The following is a 23,827-nucleotide window of genomic DNA, read 5'->3' as shown; positions in this document are numbered from 1 at the left end:
ATCCCCCGCATGACTTTCGCGCCGGGCACCGTGCTGCGCGTGGTGGCCCGCAGCCGGCTCGGCCGGGCGGCCGCCGCGCTGCTGCTGGTCGTCGGCGCGCTGGCGGGCTGGTGGCTGGCCTCGGCTGACGGCGACGTCTACCCGGGCGGCCCGCCCAGACTCGCGACCGGTGTGCCGCGCGGGGTCTACGACAAGTACGGGCTGCTGCTGCACGACTACCTGGGCACGCACCTGCCCGCGCTGAAGCTGCAGCTGGACAACTCCGAGGGCTCGGTGGACAACCTGGAGCGGGTGCTCTCCGGCCGGGACGCGTTCGCGATAGCGACCGCCGACGCGGTCGCCGAGTACCAGGGACCGCAGAAGTCCCGGCTGCGGGCCATCGCCCGGCTGTACGACGACTACCTGCAGCTGGTCGTCCCGGCCGACTCACCGGTGCACCGGGCGGCGGACCTGCGCGGGCTGCGGGTGAGCGTCGGCCAGAGCCTGTCCGGCGTGAACCTGGTGACCAGACGGCTACTGGCCGGAGCCGGTCTGGATCCGGACCACGACATCCACCCGGTCATGCTCGGCGTCGGTGACGCCGCCGACCAGCTGAAGGCGGGCAAGCTGGACGCCTTCTTCTGGTCCGGCGGGCTGCCGACCTCCGCCCTCGCCGACCTGTCGGAGCAGTTCCCGATCCGGATCGTGCCGCTCGGCGACCTGGCCGAGTCGGTGCACCAGCAGGAGGGCGGCGGCACCGACGCCTACCGAGCCGCGACCATTCCGCCCGACGCCTATCCCAAGGCGAAGAACAGCGACGCGGCGGTGCCCACGCTCGCGGTGCCCAACCTCCTGGTGACCAGGGACGACGTCGCCCCCCGCCTGGTGGAGGACCTGACCAGGGCGGTGATCGACAGCCGCGACGTGATCGGCGCCAAGGTGCACGCCGCCCAGCTGGTCGATCTGCGCACCGCCGTCTACACCGCCCCGCTCCCCCTCCACGAGGGCGCCCGCCGCTACTACACCTCGGTCAAACCCTGAGGCTGCCGGTTGTGCCGTTGCTTCCCAGGGCCCGCTCGTCGAGGAGGCCGCTCCCCCGCTCGCCCGGCGGCTCAGCCGTCGCCCTTGGGCACCGCGAGCGTCACCGCCAGGCCCGTCGGCTCGGCGGGGGCGAAGTCGAGTGAGCCTCCGCCCGCCAGCAGCAGGGTCCGGGCGATCGAGAGGCCGAGCCCGGAGCCGTCGATGTTCTGGTGCCGGGGACTGCGCCAGAAGCGGTCGCCCACCCTGGCCAGCTCCTCCTCGGTCAGCCCGGGGCCCGCGTCGGTGACGGTCACCGCGACCTCGCGCTTGCCCGTCGCGATCCGCAACCCGATCCGACCCTCGTCCGGGGTGAACTTGAGCGCGTTGTCCAGCACCGCGTCCAGCGCGCTGCCGAACCCGATCGGATCGGCCAGCCCGACCGCCGACGGCGGCCCCTCCCACTCCAGCCGCTGCCCGCGCTGACCGGCGACCGGACGCCAGGCGTCGATCCTGGCCAGCACCAGGGCGGTGAGGTCGACCTGCTCGGGCTCCGGGCGGGCGTGTTCGGCGGTGGCCAGGCCAAGCAGGTCATCGAGCACCCGGGCCAGCCTGACGCCCTCCTCACGGACCTGGCCGAGCTCCTCCTCGTGTCCCTCGGGCAGTTCCAGGCCGAGCAGCTCGACCCGCAACAGCAGGGCGGCGAGCGGGTTGCGCAGCTGGTGCGAGGCGTCCGCGACGAAGGCCCGCTGCTGGTCCAGGGCGAGCACCACGTTGTCCGCCATGTGATTGAACGAGCGTGCCAACCGCCGGAGTTCGGGCGGGCCCGCACTGGCCGCGACCCGTGCGTTCATCCGTCCGGTGGCGATGTCGTGGGTGGCCCGGTCCAGGGTGCGGACCGGGTGCAGCACCCAGCTGGTGAGGCGCACCGACAGCAGTACGGCCACGATCATCGCCAGCGCCTCGCCCGCGCCGAGCACCAGCCAGTGGTGCAGGATCCGGGCCCGCAGCGGTCCGGTCGGGGAGTCGGTGAGCACCACGGCGACCACGTCGCCGTCCCGGACCACGGGGGTGGCCACGGTGAGGGTCCGCTCCGGGGTCCACGGCCAGACCTGTGGCGGGTTGTGGCTGCGGCGCCCGTCCAGGGCCTCCTGGAAGGCCTGCCGGCCCGGGCCGGCGTCCGGTACCCGCCAGCCCTCCGGCGAGCTGGCCGCGGTGGCGCCGCTGCGCTGGAAGATCCCGATCCGGATCCCGTACAGGCCGTGGTAGCGCTCCGCCTCGACGGCCAGTGCGTTGCGGCGGCCGGGGTCTCCCGGGTCGGGCGTCGAGTCGCCCTTCATCGCGGTGTCCGCCCCGAGGTAGCCCTGGGTGGGCAGATCCTGGGCGAAGCGGGCCGCGTCGTCGAGCCGGTCGACCACCACCGTGCTCTGCTCGGCGGCCGCGATGAACACCGCGAGCGGCACCCCCAGGGCCGCCAGCACGCAGGCCATCAGGGAGAGCAGGATGCCGAGCAGACGGTTGCGCACGAGAGGTCAGCGCCCCGAGTCCGGGCTGGCGGGGTCGGTCCGGGGCTGCTCGGCGATCAGCCGGTAGCCCACGCCGCGGACGGCCTCGACCAGTCCGGGCAGGCCTAGCTTGTTGCGCAGCGATCCGATGTGCACCTCCAGGGTGCGGCCGTTGCCCTCCCAGCCGCTGCGCCAGACCTCGCTGAAGATCTGCTCCCGCCGGTAGACCACGCCGGGGCTCTGCGAGAGCAGCGCCAGCAGGTCGAACTCCTTGCGGGTGAGCGGTACGTCGCGGCCGTCCACACTGACCCGGCGGCGCTCCCGGTCGATCGAGATGCCGCGGGACTCCAGCGGGCCGGGCTGGGCGGGCTGGTCGCCCGGCTCGGTCCCGGCGCCCGTGGCCGGCCAGCGCCGTACCACCGCGTGGATCCGGGCGAGCAGTTCGCCCATGTCGTAGGGCTTGGTGACGTAGTCGTCGGCACCGAGGTTGAGGCCGTGGATCCGCGAGCGGACGTCGGCCCGCGCGGTCACCATGATCACCGGGACCCCGCTGTGCGCACGGATCCGGCTGCACACCTCGAAGCCGTCCCGGTCGGGCAGCCCGAGGTCGAGCAGGACCACCCGGTACGGCTCGTTGCCGTCGGGCACCAGTGCGTCCAGCGCCTCGTGCCCGCTGCGGGCATGGCGGACCTGGAAGCCGTGCCTACCGAGCACGGCGACCAGCGCGGCGGCGACCCGTTCGTCGTCCTCGACGAGCAGCAGGCGCACCTCCTGCCTCCTTTCCGTGGTCTGTCCGGTGAGGGATCGGTCCGGATTTGGCCCGGTCCTTGCGGAGTATGGTCGAGTCCGCCGGGTCCTGTCATCAGGCCACCGCCGTCCGATCGTTCGCGCACGGCCACTCCCACCCGCAACCGCCGGGCGTACAGCGGGCCCAGCCCCCGCTCCGACCCCGCCACGTGGCCGGATCGTGATGCTCAAGTTCCCCTCAGATCGGCTGACATGACATCGTCGACGCTTCTAGGGTCTGCCCAACCGGGGGCCGTCGGGCTCCGCCGGCTCACCGGCCCCCGGCGCAGACGACACCAGCACGAGCACCGCAGCCCCGGGGGTCGCCCGGGTCGGACCCGAGGGAGCAAGGCGCGATGACCGAGACCACCGGCACCGACTCCCGTCCCGACCCCCTGGTCGCACTGAGCGGTGTCAACAAGCACTACGGGGCGCTGCACGTGCTCCAGGACATCGACCTGGAGATCGCCCGGGGCGAGGTGGTGGTGCTGATCGGCCCGTCCGGCTCCGGGAAGTCGACCCTGTGCCGGACGATCAACCGGCTGGAGACCATCGACTCCGGCACCATCACCGTGGACGGCCGGCCGCTGCCCGCCGAGGGGCGGGAACTGGCCAAGCTGCGGGCCGAAGTCGGAATGGTGTTCCAGAGTTTCAACCTCTTCGCACACAAGACCGTGCTGGAGAACGTGGTGCTCGCCCAGGTCAAGGTCCGCGGGATCCCGAAGGCCGAGGCCGAGCAGACCGCGCGCGAGCTGCTGGAGCGGGTCGGAGTGGGCGCGCAGGCCGAGAAGTTCCCCGCCCAGCTCTCCGGCGGCCAGCAGCAGCGGGTGGCGATCGCCCGCGCACTGGCCATGAAGCCCAAGGTGATGCTGTTCGACGAGCCCACCTCCGCCCTCGACCCCGAGATGGTCAACGAGGTGCTGGAGGTGATGCGTTCGCTCGCAGCCGAGGGCATGACGATGGTCGTGGTGACGCACGAGATGGGCTTCGCCCGCTCCGCCGCCAACCGCGTGCTGTTCATGGCGGACGGCCGGATCGTCGAACAGAACACCCCCGAGGCGTTCTTCACCGCGCCGCGCACCGACCGGGCCAAGGACTTCCTTTCGAAGATCCTGCACCACTGAGGCCACAACTGATCTAGCGTCTGACCCGATTCCGTTGGAACCGGGCCCGAGGGCGTGCCCGAACTCCGCCGGAATGGTTGGCGCGCGGGCACCGCGCCAGGAACCCCTAAGCCCAGCGGCCCGGTTGACCGTGGCCAAGACCGAGGAGAGCAACCCTCATGAGGACCCGTCGCACCATCGCCGCCGCCATGTCGGTACTCGCGCTGACCGCCGTCGCGGCCTGCGGCAAGAGCGGATCCCCGAGCGACAACGCGGCCGGCGGCAGCGCCGCCCCGAAGCCCCCCACGTACCAGGTGAAGACCGACGTCAAGCTGACGGGCTCGAAGACCTTCGACAACGCCAAGAAGCGCGGGCACCTGGTCATCGGCGCCAAGTCCGACCAGCCCTTCCTCGGCTTCGAGGACCTCTCGGCCGGCTCCGGCGCCAGCGCCCGCTCGGGCTTCGACATCGAGATCGCCAGAATGGTCGCCGCCGACCTCGGCTTCGGCCCGGACCAGATCGAGTGGAAGACGATCGCCTCGGCCAACCGCGAGAACGCCCTCTCCGGCGATGGCGATCACCAGATCGACTTCTACGTCGGCACCTACACCATCAACGAGAAGCGCAAGGCGCAGGTCTCCTTCGCCGGCCCCTACCTGGTGGCCGGCCAGGACCTGCTGGTCGCGAAGGACAACACCACGATCACCGGCCCCGAGTCGGTCAAGGACAAGTCCGTCTGCTCCGTCACCGGCTCCACCTCGATCGACAACATCACGCCCTACGGCGCCAAGATCACCAAGTACGAGACCTACTCGCAGTGCGTGGACAAGCTGATGACCGGTGAGGTCGACGCGGTCACCACCGACGACGCGATCCTCAAGGGCTACGCCGCCAAGAACCCCGACAAGCTCAAGGTGGTCGGCAAGCCCTTCACCAAGGAGCCCTACGGCGTCGGCCTGGCCAAGGACGACTCCGTCCTGCGCAACGCGATCAACGACGCGCTGAAGGCCCACGAGGACAACGGCGACTGGAAGAAGGCGTACGACGCCACCCTCGGCCTCTCCGGCGCCCCGGCCTCGGCCGTCCCGGCCCTGGAACGCTACTGAGACTCCGGCCTGACACGCCGACAGTTCTGACCACCTGACAGCCCCTTTGATCGAGAGGAGGGCCGCCGGCATGGGCATACTCTTCGAGGACGGCAACTTCGCGCTTTTCCGCGCCGGATTCCTGCAGACGGTCGAGCTCAGCGCACTGAGCGCGCTGCTCGCACTGCTGCTCGGCACCCTGCTGGCGGCCTTCCGGGTCTCCCCCGTCCCGGCCCTGCGCGTCTTCGGCACCGTCTGGGTCAACGTCTTCCGCAACACCCCGCTGACACTGCTGTTCTTCGCGGTGGCCTTCGGGCTCCCCCGACTGGACGTCCACTTCTCCAGCTTCGTGTTCGCCGTGATCGCACTCGGCTCCTACACCGCCAGCTTCGTCTGCGAGGTGCTGCGCTCCGGCATCAACACCGTGCCGCTCGGGCAGGCCGAGGCCGCCCGCAGCCTGGGCATGAACTTCGGCCAGACCCTCGGCCTGATAGTGCTGCCGCAGGCGGCCCGCTCGGTGCTGGGTCCCATGAGCAGCGTCTTCATCGCCCTGCCCAGGAACTCCGCCGTGGCCGGCGCGTTCAGCGTCTCCGAGCTCTTCAGCGTGCAGGGAACCCTCACCGAGCGCGGCTACAACATCCTCTCGATCTTCTTCTGGCTGGCCGCCGCCTACCTGCTGGTGAGCGCCGTGGTCGCCGTGATCTTCCGTCTCCTGGAGACCCGACTGGCGGTGGCCCGATGAGCAGCGCCCTGACCTCGACCGTCCTCTACGACACCCCCGGTCCCCGTGCCAGGGCGCGCTACCGCGCCTTCGGGGTGCTCTCGCTGCTCGGCATCGCCGCCCTGCTCTGGTACGCGTACGACAGCCTGGCCGGCGCCGGGCAGTTCGCCGCCGCGATGTGGGACCCGTTCCAGTACACCGCCATCCAGCAGCGGATCCTCGACGGCCTGCAGAGCACCCTGACCGCCTTCGGCCTGGCCGCCGTCCTCTCGCTGGCCCTGGGCTCGCTACTGGCGGCCGGACAGCTCTCCGACCACAGGCCGGTGCGCGCGGTGGCCAAGGCGATCGTGCAGTTCTTCCGCGCGATGCCGCTGCTGATCATGATCTTCGCGTTCTACCACTCGGTGTTCGCCACGTCCCCGCTCTGGGCGTTGGTGACCGGGCTGACCCTGTACAACGGCGCCGTCCAGGCCGAGATCATCCGCAGCGGCGTCAACGCGGTGCCGCGCGGCCAGGGCGAGGCCGCCTACGCGCTCGGCATGCGCAAGACCCAGGTGCTGTTCACCATCCTGGTGCCGCAGGCCGTCCGCTCGATGCTCCCGACGATCATCGGCCAGCTGGTGGTCACCCTCAAGGACACCTCGCTCGGCTTCCTCATCACCTACACCGAGCTGCTCTACGCCGGGAAGCTGATCGCCAGCAACACCTCCACCCCCAACGGCTACCCCTACATTCCGGTCACCATCGTGATCGGCGTGATCTACATCGGCATGTGCCTGGCGCTCACGGCGCTGGCCAAGTGGCTCGAGGCGCGCGGGCGCCGCGGCGCGAACCGGCGTACAACTGCCGCTGCTTGACGGACACCCAGGCGATCTGTTGCATTGCTCTTCGTGACAGCACCCGGGACCTCCTGCACCGCAGCCGACGCCGTGTCCTCCGTATGCCCCGTACACCCGGAGGTCCCGGCGCGCGCGGCGGCACCCGTGGGGATCCGAGGCCGGACGGAGGTCCGCGCGTGGACCCCGTGATCGTGGTCGGCGCCGGACCGGTCGGACTGGCCCTGGCACTCGCCCTCGCCCGGCACGAGGTGCCCAGCATCGTCCTGGACGAGGGCGCGGGCGTCTGCCCGGAGGGGCCGCGCACCGTCGTCCTCGGCGGCGACAGCACCGCCCTGCTCACCCGCCTCGGCTACACCAGGGCCGCCTCCGACGCCGCCCGCTGGGACGCGTTCGGCATCTGGCGCCACCGCTCCGAGGTGCTGCGGCTGGACCTGGGCGCCGACCCGGTGCTCCACCTGCCGCAGCACCGTCTGCAGCGCGGCCTGCGCGACGCGGTCACCGCCACGCCACTGATCCAGCTCACCCCGCTCAGCCGGGTCCTGGAACTCGAACAGGACCGGGACGGCGTCAGCGTACGCACCCACCACACCCAGGACGGCACCAGCACCTGGTGGCGCGGCAGCCACCTGGTCGGCTGCGACGGCGCCCGCTCCACCGTCCGCAAGCTGCTCAAGATCCGCTTCCCGGGCCGCCCGGCGGTGGACCGGCACGCCGTCGCCACCGTACGCGTCAACCTGCCGTTCCCCGGCGAGGCCCGGCTGCACCGCGAGCCGCCGTGGCGCGGCGACCGCGAGGCCTCCGCCCGCCCACTGCCCGACGGCCTCTGGCGGCTCGACTGGCGACTGCCGCCCGGCCGCCCGGCACCCACCGCACCGATCGACCCGCACGCCACCTGGCCCGGCATCGTCACCGGTGACACCCTGCTCGCCCGGGTCAAGTCCACGCTCACCGGCTGGTGCGGCGAACTGCCCCCGTACGAGCTGCTCGCCGCCGCCGACCACACCTACCAGCAGCGCCTCGCCGCCCGCTTCCGGGTCGGCCGCTGCTTCCTCGCCGGGGACGCCGCCCACCTGCACGGCGCGCTCGGCATGCAGAACCTGGTCGACGGACTGCGGGACGCCGACAACCTCTCCTGGCGGCTCGCCCTCGCCTGGCACCTGCACTCCGGCGGGCCGCAGCCCGATGGCTCGCTGCTCGACGGGTACGAAGCCGAGCGGCGCGGCGCGGTCGGCGCCCGGCTGCGCGCGGTCGACCAGGCCATGCCGCTGCTGCGACCGCTGCGCGGCTGGCAGCACACCAGGCGGTCGCTGTTCACCGGCTCCTTCCGCAAGCACGCCCCGTTGCTCGCCGACGGACAGCTCGGCACCGGACGCTTCGGCGGCGCGCCCGCCTACCCGGCGGCACCGTCCGGCGTACCCGGCCGGGTGCCGGTGCAGCGCGGGAGCGGTCGCGGAACCACGCTCAGCGAGAACCTGCCCGCAACCGCACCGGGTGTGCTCGTCCCCGACGTTCCCGTCCTCACCACGGAAGGGGTGCCCGACTCGCTGCGGGCCAGGCTCGGGGCCGGCTTCCTGCTGCTGCTGGTCGCTCCCGGGACCGCCGTGTGGGCCTCGCAGCACTGGCTGGGTGCCGGGATGATGCCCCAACTCGCCGAGGTGGCAGCAGCGTTGCCGGTGCCCGCCGAAGTCCTGGTCACCGAGCAGTACCCGGGCGCCGATCCGCACACCGTCCTGCTGATCCGTCCCGACGGCCATCTGGTCGGCACCACCCACGGCTGCCGTGGCGAGGACCTCCAGGCACTCGCCGACCGCGCCCGCGGCGGGCCGCCCTCGCTGGCCAGCGCCGGGAACTGACGCCCCGGGCGGAGGCCTGGGGAAGGCCCTTTGCAGCAGGGAAGCCCCTCCGGTCGGCGCTGGGGTGAAGCCGTTCGGACTGTGGGTCAACTCTTCGGGCAGCGGGAACGGCGCGGTTCGGAAGACACCGACGGCTGGCAGGGCTCCGGGCTCCGGGCTCCGGGCTCCGGGCTCCGGGCTCCGGGCTCCGGGAGCAGGTTGCACGACGGCCCCTGGTGGGGCGGCGCCCCTGCCCGCCGGAGTACCCGGCCCGCCCTTCCGTTCCGCGATCCCCCCGCGCTCCGAGGGCAGCCCGACCAGCCGTGATCCCCCGGTCGGCACTACCAAGCCCCCGCGGAGTCGCCCTCCGCGTCCAGCGCGTCCCGCACCACTCGGAAGGCCAGGCCTTCCGAATAGCCGCGCCGGGCGAGCATGCCGACCAGGCGGCGGATCCGGGTGTCCCGCTCCAGCCCCCGGGTCGACCGCAGCTTCCGGTCGACCAGCGCCCGGGCAGCCTCCGTCTCGTCGTCCTCGCCCAGTTGGGCGACCGCCTGTTCGACCAGGTCACCGGCCACCCCCTTGGTCCGGAGCTCCTGCGCCAACGCCCGCCGGGACAGGCCCCGAACGGTGTGCCGCGACTCCACCCACGCCTCGGCGAAGGCGGCGTCGTCGATCAGCCCGACCTCCTCGAAGCGCGAGAGCACCTCCTCCGCGACCTCGTCCGGGATCTCCCGCCTGCGGAGTGCCTCGGCCAACTGCTTACGGGTCTTGGCCGCGCCGGTGAGCAGGCGCAGACAGATGTCCCGTGCCCTGGCCTCCGGGTCGACCGCTTCCTCGCGCGCCGACCGCTCCGCCCTCTTCGCGCGAGCCGCCCCGCCCGAGCGCTCCGGCCGGCCGGACCGCTCCGGGTGCCCCTCCCCGCGACCGCGCCGCCCCTCTCCCAGGGGGCTGCGCCGCCGCTCTCCGACCGGCTCCTCGGAGGCGGGCTCGTCGATGACCGCCGGCTGCTCAGCGGCCACGGCCGTCCTCCGCCGCCGCCGCCCGGAGGGCAGCTCGGAAGCGCGGACCACCCCGAGCTCCGCGAAGTCGTCCGGAGTCTCCTCCTCCGCGCTTCCCGTCCACCAGTCCGGTGGGCCGTGGTCACCGGAGCCGGGGGCGGCCCCCGGCGACCACTCGTCCTCGTACCTCACTCGTGCCTCGACCGACTCAGGCCTTGGCCGCCGCCTTCTTCGCCGCCGCGGTCTTGGTGGCCGTGGCGGTGATCGGCTTGGCGGCGCCATCGGCCTCGGCGGCCGGGGCGGTGTCGTCCTCGGCGCCGCCCTTCACACCGATGCCCAGCTTCGTCTTGATCTTCTTCTCGATCTCGTCGGCCAGCTGCGGGTTGTCCCGCAGGAAGTTGCGGGCGTTCTCCTTGCCCTGCCCGAGCTGGTCGCCCTCGTAGGTGTACCAGGCGCCCGACTTGCGGATGAAGCCGTGCTCGACGCCCATGTCGATCAGGCCGCCCTCGCGGCTGATGCCGATGCCGTAGAGGATGTCGAACTCGGCCTGCTTGAAGGGGGCCGCCACCTTGTTCTTGACGACCTTGACCCGGGTACGGTTACCGACCGCCTCGGTGCCGTCCTTCAGGGTCTCGATCCGGCGGATGTCCAGTCGGACCGAGGCGTAGAACTTCAGCGCCCGGCCACCGGTCGTGGTCTCCGGGGAGCCGAACATCACACCGATCTTCTCGCGCAGCTGGTTGATGAAGATCGCGGTGGTGTTCGACTGGTTCAGCGCGCCGGCGATCTTGCGCAGAGCCTGGCTCATCAGCCGGGCCTGCAGACCGACGTGCGAGTCGCCCATCTCGCCCTCGATCTCCGCGCGCGGCACCAGTGCCGCGACGGAGTCGATGATCACCAGGTCGATCGCGCCGGAGCGGATCAGCATGTCGGTGATCTCCAGGGCCTGCTCACCGGTGTCCGGCTGGCTGACCAGCAGGGCGTCGGTGTCCACGCCGAGCTTCTTGGCGTACTCCGGGTCGAGTGCGTGCTCCGCGTCCACGAACGCGACCGTGCCGCCCGCGCGCTGGGCGTTGGCCGCCAGGTGCAGGGTGAGCGTGGTCTTACCGGAGGACTCGGGGCCGTAGATCTCGATGACCCGGCCGCGCGGGATACCGCCGACGCCGAGCGCGATGTCGAGGGCCGTGGACCCGGTGGGGATCACGTCGACCGGCTCGTTGGCCTTCTCGCCCAGGCGCATCACCGAGCCCTTGCCGAACTGCCGCTCAATCTGGGCGAGTGCGGTCTCAAGAGCCTTCTCGCGGTCCGTACCTGCCATGGCTTCCACCCTCGGGTTCTGTGCTGTGCGCTTCATCGTCCTCGACGCTAGCGCGTCCCACCGACAATCGACCCGAATCGGGCTCAGCCTGTGGATAACTCGCCACTGAACAGTATAGGGAACAGGCGTTCGAATAGAACGAACTGCCTAGCTTCCCTCGCCGTCACCACTCTGACCTGCGGAATCCTCCGGTCCATCGGAACCGACCAGGCGTCGCAACCGGCTCGCGGTCTCCCTCGTACGCTCCCTGGCCAGCCGCCTACGCTCCTCGCCGCGGTCGATCCGCGGGTCGGTGGCGACCTCGTACCTGCGGACGTACGTCCCGACGAAGCCCTGCAGGGTGGCGGCCGCCGGGATCGCGATCAGCGCGCCGACCGCGCCGAGCAGCGCCGCCCCGGCGATCACCGAGCCGAAGGCCACCGCCGGGTGCACGTCCACCGTCTTCGCGGTGATCCGCGGGTGCAGCAGATAGTTCTCGATCTGCTGGTAGACGATCACGAAGGTCAGCACCCAGAGCGCGTCCACCGGCTTCACGGTGAGCGCGACGATCACCGGCAGCGCCCCGGCCAGGTAGGTGCCGATGGTCGGGACGAACTGCGACATCACCCCGACCCAGATCGCCAGCGCCCCCGCGTACGGGAGTCCGAGCAGCGCGAACACGACCCAGTGCGCGACGGCCGAGGCCACCGCCAGCAGCGCCCGGGAGTAGAGGTAGCCGCCGGTCTTGGCCAGCGCGATCTCCCAGGCCCGGAGCACCTCCGCCTGCTTCGCGGGCGGCAGCAGCGAGCAGACGGTCCGCCGCACCCGGGGCCCGTCCGCGGTCAGGTAGAAGGTGAACAGGCCCACCGTGAACGCCTGGAACAGCCCGCCGACCAGTGTGCTGGACAGGCCCCACACATTGTCGGCGGCCTGCTGGGCGTACTTCTCGATGCTCCCGGAGTCCCGGAGCACCCGCTGCTGGAGCTGCCCGGGCGACAGGTCCTGGTGGAACGTCCGGTTGATCCAGCCGATCAGGTTGTCGACCAGGTGGGGCAGATCGCCGGCGATCCTCGCCACCTGGTCCACCAGCAGCGTGCCGAGCGAGGTGAGGAAGCCCGCGACCGCGATCGCCAGGGCGATGAAGACCAGGAACGTACCGAGGCCGCGCCGCACCCCGCGGGCGGCCATCCGGTCCACCGCCGGTTCGATCGCCAGTGACAGGAAGAAGGCCACCAGCAGCATCACGAAGAGGTCGATGAGCTGGTGGAACGCCCAGTCGGCGAGCTTGAACGCGCCCACCAGGAGCAGCGCCAGCATCATCGCCCTGGGTAGCCAACGAGGCATCGCCTCACCCCGCAGGGCGGTGCGGCGGGCGGGCGGAGAGTCTTGGTCCGAGACGGTCCGGTCGGTCTTCTGGGGCTCTGCGCTACTAACCACCAGCCCAGTCTCACCCATGGCCGGCCGGTGCTGGCCGGCCTGCGCCCCGGTGCGCCGGGACTCCGCCGCACCGGACGGCCCGTGGCCTCAGCGCAGCAGCGCCGAGACCCCCTGGCTGTCGCAGACCACCCGCCAGACGTCCTTGGCCTCCCAGCCGGCCTCCAGCGCCTGCCGGACCGTCCGTCCGCCGAGTTCGCTCATCACGTGGTCGCTCGCGAAGGACTCGGCGTACGCCTCGCCGAAGTGCTCGTACATCCGTCGCCAGAACTCGGTCAGCCTCATGGCCCCAGTATCCCCTCCGTCAGCGCGGACCCGGCTGGAGCCGGTGCCACTCGGCCCGCTCCAGCGCGTACTCGACCTCGCCGTGTTCGGAGCCGTCGATCGCCTCGGGCCAGTCGGCGAAGAAGGTGCGCACGTAGCGCAGCCCGGCCTTCTCCATCACTCGGCGGGAGCCCCGGTTGACCGTCATGGTCTGGGCGAAGACCCGCTCCACGCCGGGTTCGCCGAATCCCTTGCGGATCAGCGCCCGCGCGCCTTCGGTGGCGTAGCCGCGGCCCCAGGCCGGGCGCCGCAGCCGGTAGCCGAGTTCGACCTCGTCCGGACGGTCCGGATCCGGCGGCCGGAACTCGAACCAGCCCAGGAACCCGCCACCGGCCCGCTCCAGCGCCGCCCAGTAACCGAGCGCCGGGAAGCGCCGGTAGTAGGAGAAGTACAGCGGCAGGATCCGCTCCTCGACCTCCTCCCGGGGCGTGGCCCGGCCTCCGGACAGGTAGCGCATCACCTCCGGGTCGGAGTCGAGTTCCATCAGGAGGTCGACGTCCTCGGGGGTGAAGCGGCGCAGGATCAGGCGCTCGGTCTCCAGATGAACGTGCATCCGCCAATGCTGCCCGAACCGTCCACCCGGCCGCACGCCCTTTCCCCGGTCCGCCGCCGCGGCCGCCGGGCCGGCTGCGGCCCTCACCCCCTGGGCAGGGCGAGCACCCCGGCGCCGTAGTAGTCGCGCTCCGCGCAACGGCCCTGTCCGAGCGGGCAGTTGGCCGCGGCCGCCAGGATGAGCAGCGCGACGGTCCGGTCCGGTCCGAAGTCGGGGTGCTCGGCGGCCGCCACCGCGATCGCGCCGGTCACATGGGCGGCGGCCATCGAGGTGCCGGCGAGCGCGGCGTACCGGCCGCCGGGCCAGTCCGAGACGATCCCGCCGAGCGCCCCGCCGTCCGGATCGCCGCCCGGTGCGGCCAGGGTGATCCGGCCGTGGCCGTAGTTGGAGTACCCGGTCGGCATCCCGCTGCGGTCCACCGCGCCGACCGCCACCACACCGGGCAGCTCGCCGGGGAGGCGGATGCACTCGGTGCCCAGGCGCCGGTCCTCCGCGGGTCCGGAGGTCCGGTCGTTCGGGCTGCGCTGGTCGGCCCGGGCGGCGCCGAGGTCCTGCCCGTCGTTGCCGGCGGATGCCACCACCACGGCGCCCTGCCGCTGGGCGTACGCGACGGCCCGGCCGACCGCGGTGATCAGCGCGGCCTGGTCCGGGTCCTCGGGGCAGTTGTACTTCCAGGGGTCGGCGAAGTAGCTGTCGTTGATCGCTTTGGCCCCGTGGTCGGCCGCCCAGAGCAGGCCGCAGACGATGTTCTCGGTGTAGTACTGGCCGAGCGGCCCGAGCAGCCGGACGGCGGCGATCCTGACGCCCGGGGCGACCCCGGTGACGCCCTTGCCGTCCCGGGCCGCACCGATGATCCCGGCGACGTGGGTGCCGTGGCCGCTCTCGGTCACGCCCTCGTCCGGGCGCCAGGCGCCGTACCGGGGATCGGGGCGGCCGTCGGCGCAGGAGGCCGACGCCTGCGGGTCCACGGCGCTGCGCAGGTCCGGGTGGGTGTCGTCGACCCCCGAGTCCAGCACCGCCACCAGCACCCGGCGCAGTTGCTGGGCGGAGGGCAGCGGCCGGTCCGAGCCGCGGTCGAGGGCCGGGCCGCGCAGCAGGGTGGTGGCGCTCTCGGGGCCCTCGACCGCACCGATCATGGCGAGGTTCCACTCGGCGGCCTCCCGCGGGTCGGGCACGGCGGCCTCGGCGGACCCCATGGTGCCGTCGGACGCGGGTCCCGGCGTGAGGCCGTCGCACCCGGCCCGGTCACGGCAACCGTCCCCTGGCTCGGGGAACCGCGCGGCCGGCCCGCCGCGGAGCTGCCCGGTCGCCCGCGCCCCCGGGCCCAGTGCGTCGCCGCGCTGGAAGTCGCCGATGCCGGCCAACGAGCCCGGCGGACCGGGCACCGCCTCCGTCCTGGTCGCCCCGACCGCCGCCACCCCGGGCTGCCCGCGGAGCCGTCCGGCGAACCCGTCGTCGGCGTACGCGAGCACCACGCCGATCTGCGGGTACTCCTGGACCACCTGCCCGCCCGCCGCCCGGGTGAGCCCGGCGGCCCGGGTGGCTCCCCCGGCGTCCTGCCGGTCGGCGAGCACCAGGTAGCTGAGGTAGGAGCGGCCGGGCCCGGAGATGTAGGGGACGGCGCCGAGCAGCAGGGCGGTCAGCAGCATGGCCAGCAGGACGCGTGCCGGGCCGCCGGAGCGCTTCGCGGGCTTGCCACAGGCCGGACCGACCCGTTCCATCGCGCCGCCTCCGCTCCTCGGCTCCAGCGATCACCGGACTGAATCATCACAATATGAGCGGTTTATCCCAATTGACCCGTTGGACTAGGTCAGACGGTCGCCCGGCTCCGCCCCCGGCAGCACCGCCGACGGCCCGTACCGCGGCTCCGGCGGCCCGCACCGGCGGGGCCGCTCCGGTTGTCAGTGCCGGGCTGCACCATTGGGGCATGGCGCGACGCACCGGAGAGGACTCGGCTCCCGACCCGCTCGCGGGGTTCGCCCCCGCGACCAGGGCCTGGTTCACGGGTGCCTTCACCGCACCCACCACCGCCCAGTCCGAGGCCTGGGCGGCCATCCGGCGGGAGACGGACGTCCTGGTGGTCGCCCCCACCGGTTCCGGGAAGACGCTGGCGGCCTTCCTCTCCGCGCTCGACCGGCTCAGCAGCGCCCCGCCGCCCGCCGACCCCAAGCGCCGCTGCCGGGTCCTCTACATCTCGCCGCTCAAGGCCCTCGCGGTGGACGTCGAGCGCAACCTCCGCGCGCCGCTCACGGGGCTGCACCAGGCCGCGGTCCGGCTGGGCCTGCCGGAGCCGGAGGTCCAGGTGGCCATCCGCTCCGGCGACACCCCCGCCGCCGACCGCCGCCGGTTCGCGAGCCATCCGCCGGACATCCTGATCACCACCCCGGAGTCGCTGTTCCTGCTGCTCACCTCCGCTTCCCGGGAGGCGCTGCGCGGCATCGACACCGTGATCCTGGACGAGGTGCACGCCGTCGCCGGCACCAAGCGCGGCGCCCACCTCGCCCTCAGCCTGGAGCGGCTGGACGAACTGCTGGAGCGCCCGGCCCGCCGGATCGGCCTCTCCGCCACCGTCAGGCCGGTCGAGGAGGTGGCCAGGTTCCTCAGCCCGCAGCGCGGCGCCGCGATCGTCCAGCCGCCCGCCGCCAAGCGGTTCGACCTCTCGGTGGTCGTTCCGGTCGCCGATCTGGACGAGCTGCCCGCCGGCGCGGACGGCGACCCGGCCCGGCAGAGCTCGATCTGGCCGCATGTCGAGGAGCGGATCGTCGACCTGGTCCAGGCCCACCGCTCGACCATCGTCTTCGCCAACTCGCGCCGCCTCGCCGAGCGGCTCTGCAACCGGCTGAACGAGATCGCCGTCGAGCGCGCCGCCGGCACCGAGTCCGATTCGCGGGGCCGCGCCGGGGCGCCAACCGAATCGCACGCCCCGGCGCAGCTGATGGGCGAGTCCGGTGTCGCCAAGGGCGCGCCCCCGGTACTGGCCAGGGCGCACCACGGCTCGGTCTCCAAGGAGCAGCGCGCCCTGGTCGAGGAGGAGCTGAAGGCCGGTCGACTGCCGGCGGTGGTGGCCACCTCCAGCCTGGAGCTGGGCATCGACATGGGCGCGGTGGAGCTGGTGGTCCAGGTCGAGTCACCGCCTTCGGTCGCCTCCGGCCTGCAGCGGGTCGGCCGGGCGGGCCACCAGGTCGGGGCCGTCTCCACCGGCGTGGTCTTCCCCAAGTACCGGGGCGACTTGGTGCAGTCGGCGGTGGTGACGGAGCGGATGCGCGCCGGGCGGATCGAGGCGCTGCGCATCCCGCGCAACCCACTGGACGTGCTGGCGCAGCAGTTGGTCGCCATCACCGCCCTGGACACCTGGGACGTGGACGAGTTGCTCGCCCTGGTCCGCCGGGCCGCGCCCTTCGCCACCCTGCCGCAGTCCGCCTTCGACGGCGTGCTGGACATGCTCGCCGGCCGCTATCCCTCCGACGCCTTCGCCGAGTTGCGGCCCCGTCTGGTGTGGGACCGGGTCGCCGGCACGGTCACCGGCCGACCCGGTGCCCAGCGCCTCGCCGTCACCTCCGGCGGCACCATCCCCGACCGCGGCCTGTTCGGCGTCTTCATCGCCGGCACCGACCCGAAGAAGGGTGGCGGCGGGCGACGGGTGGGCGAGCTGGACGAGGAGATGGTGTACGAATCCCGGGTCGGCGATGTCTTCACCCTGGGCACCACCTCCTGGCGGATCGAGGAGATCACCCACGACAAGGTGCTGGTCACTCCGGCCCCCGGCATCCCCGGGCGGCTCCCGTTCTGGAAGGGCGACGCCCTCGGTCGTCCGCTCGAACTCGGCCGCGCGGTAGGCGCGTTCGTCCGCGAGCTGGGCTCGCTGACACCCGAGGAGGCCACCACCCGCCTCAAGGCGGCCGGTCTCGACGACTGGGCGGCCGGCAATCTGCTCACCTACCTTGCCGAGCAGCGCGCCGCCTGCGGCCACCTGCCGGACGACCGCACCATCGTGGTCGAGCGATTCCGCGACGAGCTCGGCGACTGGCGGATCGTCATCCACTCCCCCTTCGGCGCTCAGGTGCACGCTCCCTGGGCGCTGGCCCTCGGTGCCCGCCTGCGCGAGAAGCACGGCCTGGACCCGCAGGTGATGCACGCCGACGACGGCATCGTGCTCCGCCTGCCGGACGCCGACCTGCTCGACTTCCCGTCCGAGGGGCCCGTTTCGGACGAGGCTCCGGTCGGCGCCGACGCCGCGCTCTTCGAGGCCGAGGAGATCGAACAGCTGGTCACCGACCAGGTCGGCGGCTCCGCACTGTTCGCCTCGCGCTTCCGCGAGTGCGCCGGGCGCGCGCTACTGCTCCCCCGGCGCAGCCCCGGCAAGCGCACGCCCCTGTGGCAGCAGCGACAGCGCGCCTCCCAACTCCTTGAGGTGGCTGCCGAGTACGGCTCCTTCCCGATCGTGCTGGAGGCCGTCCGCGAATGTCTCCAGGACGTGTTCGACGTCCCGGGTCTGGTCGAGTTGATGCGCGATCTGGAGTCGCGCGCCGTACGCCTGGTGGAGGTCACCACCCCTGAACCCTCCCCCTTCGCCCGCTCCCTGCTCTTCGGCTACGTCGCCCAGTTCCTGTACGAGGGCGACTCCCCGCTCGCCGAGCGCCGCGCCGCCGCCCTCTCGCTGGACTCCCGGCTGCTGTCCGAGCTGCTCGGCCAGGCCGAGCTCCGTGAACTGCTGGACCCGGACGTGCTCGCCGAGTTGGAGGCCGAGCTCCAACGCCTCACCCCCGACCGGCGGATCAAGGACATGGAGGGCGTCGCCGACGCGCTCCGCCTGCTCGGCCCGCTCAGTGAGGCCGAGTTGACGGCACGCGGCGCCGAGCCGATCTGGGCACTGGAGCTGGAGGCCGCCCGCCGCGCCATCCGGGTCCGGATCGGCGGCGAACCGCGCTGGGCGGCGGTCGAGGACGCCGGACGGCTCCGCGACGCCCTCGGCACCCCGCTGCCGGTCGGCGTTCCGGAGGCCTTCACCGAGCCGGTGAAGGACCCGCTGGGCGATCTGCTCGCGCGGTACGCCCGTACCCATGGGCCGTTCACGGCGGCTGAGGCTGCCTCACGGTTCGGCCTGGGCGCGGCCGTGGTCACCGGCGCCCTGCACCGGCTCACTGCCGCCGGCCGCCTGGTCCAGGGCGAGTTCCGCCCGCCCGTCGCCCCCCACCACCCGTCCTGGGAGGCGCTTCACGCCGCCCCCCGTGAGGGCCACACCGCCACCGCCGAGTGGTGCGACAGCGAGGTGCTGCGCAGGCTGCGCCGCCGCTCGCTGGCCGCGCTGCGCCAGGAGGTCGAGCCGGTCCCGCCGCGCACGCTGGCCGCCTTCCTGCCCCAGTGGCAGCACCTGGCCGGCCACCGGCTGCGCGGTCTCGACGGCCTGCTGCGCGTGGTCGAACAGCTCCAGGGCTCCGCGCTGCCCGCCTCCGCCGTGGAGAAGCTGATCCTGCCGGCCCGGCTGTCCGGCTACACCCCGGGAATGCTGGACGAGCTGATGGCGGCCGGTGAGGTCGGCTGGTCCGGCGCGGGCGCGCTGGCCGGCAAGGACGGCTGGATCAGCCTGCATCTGCCAGAGTCCGCCCACCTGCTCCGCCCCGAGCCGGTGCCGCCCGCGCTGACACCCGTGCACACCGCCCTGCTGGACGCCCTGGCCGGCGGATACGGCCTGTTCTTCCGCCAGCTCGCCGACCGGGTGCCGGACACACCCGCCGCGGAACTCACCGAAGCCCTCTGGGACTTGGTCTGGGCCGGGTACGTCACCAACGACACCCTGGCCCCGTTGCGGGCCCTGCTCGGCTCCGGCCGCACCGCCGGCGCCACCGCGCACCGCACGCCCCGCGCCACCCCACGCGGCCGCTACGGCGGGGCCGGGCGCGGCTTCGGCCGCCCGACGAGCGCACTGCGCTCCGGCCCGCCGACGGCGGCCGGGCGCTGGTCGCTGCTGCCCGTGTTCACCGAGGACGCTACGGTCCGGGCCGCCGCACAGGCCCAGAGCCTGCTCGACCGGCACGGTGTGCTCACCCGGGGCACGGTCGCCGCCGAGCGCGTTCCGGGAGGCTTCGCGGGGGTGTACCGGGTGCTCGCCGCCTTCGAGGAGCGCGGCCGGGCCCGGCGGGGCTACTTCGTGGAGGGCCTCGGCGGCGCCCAGTTCGCCATGGACGGCGCGGCCGACCGGCTGCGCTCGGTCAACGGCCGGCTGGAGCGGGCCGCCGCCACCGGGTGGCCGGGCAGCGGCACCGGAGTCGAGCCGCCCCAGGTCCTGGTGCTGGCGGCGGCCGATCCGGCCAACGCCTACGGCGCCGCACTGCCCTGGCCGGAGCCCCCGACCCCGTCGGGTGGCAAGGCGACCGCCGCCGCACACCGCCCCGGCCGCAAGGCGGGTGCCCTGGTGGTGCTGATAGACGGCGAGCTGGTGCTGTACGTCGAGCGCGGCGGGAAGTCCCTGCTGGCCTGGCAGCCGCTGCCGGCGGCGGTCGAGGCGCTGGCCGATGCGGTCCGGCAGGGCGCCCTGGGCAGCAGCGTCACCATCGAGCGTGCCAACGGCGAGCCGGCGCTCACCTCCGACCTGGGCCGCCTCCTGGAGCAGACCGGCTTCCACCCCACCCCGCGCGGCCTGCGTCTGCGGGCCTGAGCGGTCCTGGCTTCCCCTGGGAACCGGACGCGCTAGCCGTCGAACGGCGGCGCCGGTTCCGCCTCGGGCGGTTCACCCGTACGGTGTTGTGACCCGGTCAGCGGACGGCGGTTGCTGTGCACCGGTACGAGTCCGATGCCCCACCCGCCCAGCGCCAGTACCCCGAGCACCGCATCACCGCTCGGCAGCCCGTGGGCCGACAGGAGTGCCAAGCCCGCCGCGGTCGATGGCACGGCCAGGCCCCAACACCGGTCGAGTTCTATTCGCCCAGGGGCGGGAACGAATCGTCGTGCGGCGGCACAGGCCGCCCGGACCATCCGCATCGCCGGCCTCCTTCACTCGTCCCCCGCTTGACGCGGGGAGGGCGAGGTCCGGTCAGGCCGCCACCACGTCCACGGCCGCAGCCTTGGGCGAGATACCGCTCATCCGGTCGACGCCGGGAGCGGGCAGCGGAACCGGTTCGAGTACCGGCCTCAGCAGTTCACCATCCGAGAGGGTGGCCATTGCCGCAAGTTCGGCGAGCGACAGCTCGTCGCTGACCTCGCGCATGACCTCGGACATCCGGACATCAAGCGCGTCGCAGATGGCGGAGAGCAGTTCGGAGGACGCCTCCTTCTGCCCCCGCTCGACCTCGGAGAGGTACCCGAGCGAAACCCTGGCGGCCGCCGACACCTCGCGGAGTGTGCGGCCCTGGCGCTGGCGCTGCCGACGCAGCACATCGCCCAGTAGGCGACGGAGCAGGATCATCGGTGCCTCCCTCCTCGGACTGCGGATCGAGATGTCACGCCCCCACCGTACCGCCTTGTCCGCATCGCGTGCGGGGACCCTGGTCGTGTTCACTGTGGGCTGCAAGGCTGTCCCCTCCCCTGTTTGTTCCCCGGCCGGACCGTCCACGCGCCCGCTCTGGACCCGCAGCCGAGGCCACGCGACTTCCCGGCTACCTGGTTTCTGCCCAACCAGGCCATCTGGTGTAACACGATCCTCCAGCCCTGACAGCCAGTTCAGTACCGGTTCAGGAAAACTGCCGGCAATCTCAGCGCGACGGGGATTCGGCCGCTATGTGGTCGCTGAGCAACTCCAGCGCGGCGGTCACCGCAGTGGCACGGATTCTGTCACGTGCTCCCGACAGCCGGGGCGAGACGACGAAGGTTCCCTCCGGCCCGGCCAGCGCCACGTGTACCGTACCGACCTCCCGGCCGTCCTGCGGCTCGGGTCCGGCCACTCCGGTGGTGGCCAGTCCGTAGGTGGCGCCCAGCAGTCTGCGGACGCCGTCGGCCATCTGCCGGGCCACCACGGGGTGCACCGGGCCGTGGACGGCCAGCAGGCCCTCGTCCACCCCGAGCACGGACGCCTTCAGGTCGGTGGCGTAAGCGGTGACCGAGCCGCGGAAGGTCCTGGAGGCGCCGGGGACGTCCACCAGGGCCGCCGCCAGCAGGCCACCGGTCAGCGACTCCGCGACGGCCAGTGTGGCACCGCGCCCGCGCAGTGCGGCATGCACCTGCTCGGCCAGTCCGTGGTCCGGTGCCGCCGCGCGGTCCGCCGGGGTGGTGTCGTTCACTGCTCGGCCCGCTCCTTGGCCATGCCGGCACGGCGCAGCCGGATCGCCTGTCCGATGTAGTCCAGCCCGGTACCGACGGTGAGCGCCACGGCGAGGCCCATCAGCACGGCCCGCCCGGTGGCCAGCCAGCCGGTGAGCACCAGCACGTACATGCCGACCGCGATGCCCTGGGTGAGGGTCTTCAGCTTGCCGCCCCGGCTGGCCGGGATGACGCCGTAGCGGATCACCCAGAAGCGCAGCAGGGTGATGCCGAGCTCGCGGGCCAGGATGACCACGGTGATCCACCAGGCGAGGTCGCCGAGGACGGAGAGGCCGACCAGCGCGGAGCCCATGATCGCCTTGTCGGCGATCGGGTCGGCGATCTTCCCGAAGTCGGTCACCAGGCCCTTGCGGCGGGCCAGTTCCCCGTCGAACAGGTCGGTGATCATCGCGATGGCGAACGAGGCCCAGGCGACCGAGCGCCACTTTGGATCATGGCCGCCGGCCGCGAAGAGCAGCGCCACGAACACCGGCACCAGCAGCAGCCGGACCATCGTCAGGACGTTGGCGATGTTCCAGAGGCCCGGCTGCGGCGGCAGCGCCGCCCCCGGGCGGCCCGGGTGCGGCGCTGCTGGGGCGCCCGGCCCCTGGGTCATGCCTCGGCCCCGGCGTTGTCCGCGCTGTCCGCACTGGCCGTGTTGGCCGGAATCAGCTCCGCGACGAGGTCGACGCCCTCGGTGCCAACCACGACGGCGCGGTGGAACTCGCCGACCTTGGCGTGCTCGGCGCCCAGCAGGGTGGTCAGGCCGTCCGTCTCGGGAGCCTGGTGGGCCGCCCGGCCCTCGACCACGCCGTCCTCGACCGACTCGACCAGCACCGTGACCTCGGTGCCGATCCGCTGCTCGGCGCGCTGCGCGGTCATCTCCTCGGCGAGCCGGGACAGCTTGGCCAGCCGCTCGGCGATCACGTCCTCGGGCAGCTTGCCGTCGTAGGTCGCCGCCTCGGTGCCGTCCTCGTCGGAGTAGCCGAAGACGCCGATCGCGTCCAGCCCGGCGTGCGTGATGAAGCGTTCCAGCTCGGCGAAGTCCTCCTCGGTCTCACCGGGGAAGCCGACGATGAAGTTGGAGCGGGCGCCGGCCTGCGGGGCCTTGTCCCTGATGGTCTTCAGCAGCTCCAGGAACTGGTCGGTGTTCCCGAAGCGGCGCATCCGGCGCAGCACCGCCGGGGCGGAGTGCTGGAAGGAAAGGTCGAAGTACGGGACGACGCCGGAGGTCGAGGTCATCGCGTCGATCAGGCCGGGCCGCATCTCGGCGGGCTGCAGGTAGCTGACCCGGACCCGCTCGATGCCCTCGATGGCGGCGATCTCGGTCAGCAGCGTCTCCAGCAGGCGGATGTCGCCCAGGTCCTTGCCGTACGAGGTGTTGTTCTCGCTGACAAGTACCACCTCGCGCACCCCCTGCCCGGCCAGCCAGGCGGCCTCGTTCAGCACGTCGGAGGGGCGGCGGGAGATGAAGGAGCCGCGGAAGGCGGGGATGGCGCAGAACGAGCAGCGGCGGTCGCAGCCGGAGGCCAGCTTGATCGAGGCCACCGGGCTGTCGTCCAGCCGCTTGCGCAGCGTGCGCGGGCCGGAGGCGGGGGCGACGCCCTCCGGGAGGTCCTCGGGGGCGCCGTGGCCCGGCAGCGCGACCTCCGCGGCGGCCGCCTGGCGCTCGACCGGGGTCAGCGGGAGCAGCTTGCGGCGGTCGCGCGGGATGTGGGGGGCGTGGTGGCCGCCGGAGAGGATGGTCTGCAGGCGGGCGGAGATGTCGGCGTAGTCGTCGAAGCCCAGCACGCCGTCCGCCTCGGGCAGCGCGTCGGCGAGCTCCTTGCCGTATCGCTCGGCCATGCAGCCGACCGCGACGACGGCCTGGGTACGACCGTGGTTTTTGAGGTCGTTGGCCTCCAGCAGGGCGTCCACGGAGTCCTTCTTGGCAGCCTCGACGAACCCGCAGGTGTTGACGACGGCGACGTCGGCTTCGGAGGCGTCGTCGACGAGCTGCCAGCCGTCGGCCTCCAGTCGCCCGGCGAGTTCCTCGGAGTCCACCTCGTTGCGGGCGCATCCGAGCGTGACAAGGGCGACTGTACGGCGTTCAGGCATAGGGCCAAGATTAACGCGCGACTTC

Annotated in this window: 20 protein-coding genes; 7 read left to right on the top strand and 13 right to left on the bottom strand. The window is 72.8% G+C overall.

Annotated features, from left to right (window positions below):
- Positions 1-9: 9 nt before the first annotated feature.
- Entirely contained in the window at positions 10-1,020 is a 1,011-nt protein-coding gene (locus ACWDAK_RS16445) for a TAXI family TRAP transporter solute-binding subunit (RefSeq protein ID WP_344638543.1), read from the top strand.
- 71 nt (positions 1,021-1,091) lie between these two features.
- Here ACWDAK_RS16445 and ACWDAK_RS16440 read toward each other — a convergent pair whose 3' ends face one another.
- Together ACWDAK_RS16440 and ACWDAK_RS16435 are read right to left on the bottom strand one after the other, a co-directional pair.
- Entirely contained in the window at positions 1,092-2,522 is a 1,431-nt protein-coding gene (locus ACWDAK_RS16440) for a HAMP domain-containing sensor histidine kinase (protein WP_427393772.1), read from the bottom strand.
- Between the two features lie 6 nt (positions 2,523-2,528).
- On the bottom strand, positions 2,529-3,269 hold the full coding sequence (locus tag ACWDAK_RS16435) for a response regulator transcription factor (protein ID WP_344638541.1): 741 nt from the start codon (positions 3,267-3,269) through the stop codon (positions 2,529-2,531).
- A 413-nt stretch (positions 3,270-3,682) separates the two neighbouring features.
- Here ACWDAK_RS16435 and ACWDAK_RS16430 point away from each other — a divergent pair, with 413 nt between their 5' ends.
- From ACWDAK_RS16430 to ACWDAK_RS16410, 5 genes are all read left to right on the top strand, one after another.
- Complete coding sequence (locus ACWDAK_RS16430) at positions 3,683-4,411, top strand: amino acid ABC transporter ATP-binding protein (RefSeq protein ID WP_344638615.1); 729 nt, start codon at positions 3,683-3,685, stop codon at positions 4,409-4,411.
- A 158-nt stretch (positions 4,412-4,569) separates the two neighbouring features.
- Entirely contained in the window at positions 4,570-5,496 is a 927-nt protein-coding gene (locus ACWDAK_RS16425) for a glutamate ABC transporter substrate-binding protein (RefSeq protein WP_344638540.1), read from the top strand.
- Positions 5,497-5,566: 70 nt separating this feature from the next.
- Positions 5,567-6,217: an amino acid ABC transporter permease gene (locus ACWDAK_RS16420; RefSeq protein ID WP_344638539.1), complete on the top strand. Its 651-nt coding sequence runs from the start codon at positions 5,567-5,569 to the stop codon at positions 6,215-6,217.
- On the top strand, positions 6,214-7,053 hold the full coding sequence (locus ACWDAK_RS16415; protein ID WP_344638538.1) for an amino acid ABC transporter permease: 840 nt from the start codon (positions 6,214-6,216) through the stop codon (positions 7,051-7,053). The genes ACWDAK_RS16420 and ACWDAK_RS16415 overlap by 4 nt, the downstream gene beginning before the upstream one ends.
- 158 nt (positions 7,054-7,211) lie before the next feature.
- Positions 7,212-8,888 carry an FAD-dependent monooxygenase gene (locus ACWDAK_RS16410; RefSeq protein ID WP_344638537.1) on the top strand — a complete coding sequence of 559 codons (1,677 nt, stop codon included), beginning with the start codon at positions 7,212-7,214 and terminating at the stop codon, positions 8,886-8,888.
- Between the two features lie 320 nt (positions 8,889-9,208).
- Here the strand turns inward: ACWDAK_RS16410 and recX are convergent, their stop codons facing one another.
- The 6 genes from recX to ACWDAK_RS16380 all read right to left on the bottom strand — a co-directional run bounded on the left by recX (position 9,209) and on the right by ACWDAK_RS16380 (position 15,194).
- The gene (gene recX / locus ACWDAK_RS16405) at positions 9,209-10,057 is read right to left on the bottom strand and encodes a recombination regulator RecX (RefSeq protein WP_344638536.1); all 849 of its coding nucleotides are present in this window, start codon (positions 10,055-10,057) and stop codon (positions 9,209-9,211) included.
- A gap of 16 nt (positions 10,058-10,073) precedes the next feature.
- Positions 10,074-11,183, bottom strand: a complete 1,110-nt coding sequence (gene recA / locus ACWDAK_RS16400) for a recombinase RecA (RefSeq protein ID WP_344638535.1) — start codon at positions 11,181-11,183, stop codon at positions 10,074-10,076.
- A gap of 147 nt (positions 11,184-11,330) precedes the next feature.
- Positions 11,331-12,617 (bottom strand): AI-2E family transporter, encoded by a 1,287-nt coding sequence (locus tag ACWDAK_RS16395; protein ID WP_449806475.1) that lies wholly within the window; start codon positions 12,615-12,617, stop codon positions 11,331-11,333.
- A 69-nt stretch (positions 12,618-12,686) separates the two neighbouring features.
- Positions 12,687-12,881, bottom strand: coding sequence for a DUF3046 domain-containing protein (locus ACWDAK_RS16390; RefSeq protein ID WP_344638533.1), 195 nt, complete (start codon positions 12,879-12,881; stop codon positions 12,687-12,689).
- A 19-nt stretch (positions 12,882-12,900) separates the two neighbouring features.
- Positions 12,901-13,473 (bottom strand): GNAT family N-acetyltransferase, encoded by a 573-nt coding sequence (locus ACWDAK_RS16385; protein ID WP_344638532.1) that lies wholly within the window; start codon positions 13,471-13,473, stop codon positions 12,901-12,903.
- An 83-nt stretch (positions 13,474-13,556) separates the two neighbouring features.
- Complete coding sequence (locus tag ACWDAK_RS16380) at positions 13,557-15,194, bottom strand: S8 family peptidase (RefSeq protein ID WP_344638531.1); 1,638 nt, start codon at positions 15,192-15,194, stop codon at positions 13,557-13,559.
- Between the two features lie 206 nt (positions 15,195-15,400).
- On the opposite strand from ACWDAK_RS16380, the gene ACWDAK_RS16375 reads away from it, so the two are divergent.
- Positions 15,401-20,128 carry an ATP-dependent helicase gene (locus ACWDAK_RS16375; RefSeq protein ID WP_427393773.1) on the top strand — a complete coding sequence of 1,576 codons (4,728 nt, stop codon included), beginning with the start codon at positions 15,401-15,403 and terminating at the stop codon, positions 20,126-20,128.
- A gap of 32 nt (positions 20,129-20,160) precedes the next feature.
- Here the strand turns inward: ACWDAK_RS16375 and ACWDAK_RS16370 are convergent, their stop codons facing one another.
- The 5 genes from ACWDAK_RS16370 to rimO all read right to left on the bottom strand — a co-directional run bounded on the left by ACWDAK_RS16370 (position 20,161) and on the right by rimO (position 23,802).
- Entirely contained in the window at positions 20,161-20,340 is a 180-nt protein-coding gene (locus ACWDAK_RS16370; RefSeq protein WP_427393774.1) for a hypothetical protein, read from the bottom strand.
- 163 nt (positions 20,341-20,503) lie between these two features.
- Complete coding sequence (locus ACWDAK_RS16365; protein ID WP_344638529.1) at positions 20,504-20,875, bottom strand: helix-turn-helix domain-containing protein; 372 nt, start codon at positions 20,873-20,875, stop codon at positions 20,504-20,506.
- Positions 20,876-21,161: 286 nt separating this feature from the next.
- Positions 21,162-21,686 (bottom strand): CinA family protein, encoded by a 525-nt coding sequence (locus ACWDAK_RS16360; RefSeq protein ID WP_425557747.1) that lies wholly within the window; start codon positions 21,684-21,686, stop codon positions 21,162-21,164.
- The gene (gene pgsA, locus ACWDAK_RS16355; protein ID WP_344638528.1) at positions 21,683-22,321 is read right to left on the bottom strand and encodes a CDP-diacylglycerol--glycerol-3-phosphate 3-phosphatidyltransferase; all 639 of its coding nucleotides are present in this window, start codon (positions 22,319-22,321) and stop codon (positions 21,683-21,685) included. Before pgsA ends, ACWDAK_RS16360 begins: the two co-directional genes overlap by 4 nt.
- Positions 22,318-23,802 (bottom strand): 30S ribosomal protein S12 methylthiotransferase RimO, encoded by a 1,485-nt coding sequence (gene rimO, locus ACWDAK_RS16350; RefSeq protein WP_427393775.1) that lies wholly within the window; start codon positions 23,800-23,802, stop codon positions 22,318-22,320. Before rimO ends, pgsA begins: the two co-directional genes overlap by 4 nt.
- Positions 23,803-23,827: the final 25 nt, after the last annotated feature.

The sequence above is a fragment of the Kitasatospora sp. NPDC001175 genome, from assembly GCF_053598215.1.
This window is presented reverse-complemented; position numbering and strand designations above follow the sequence as displayed.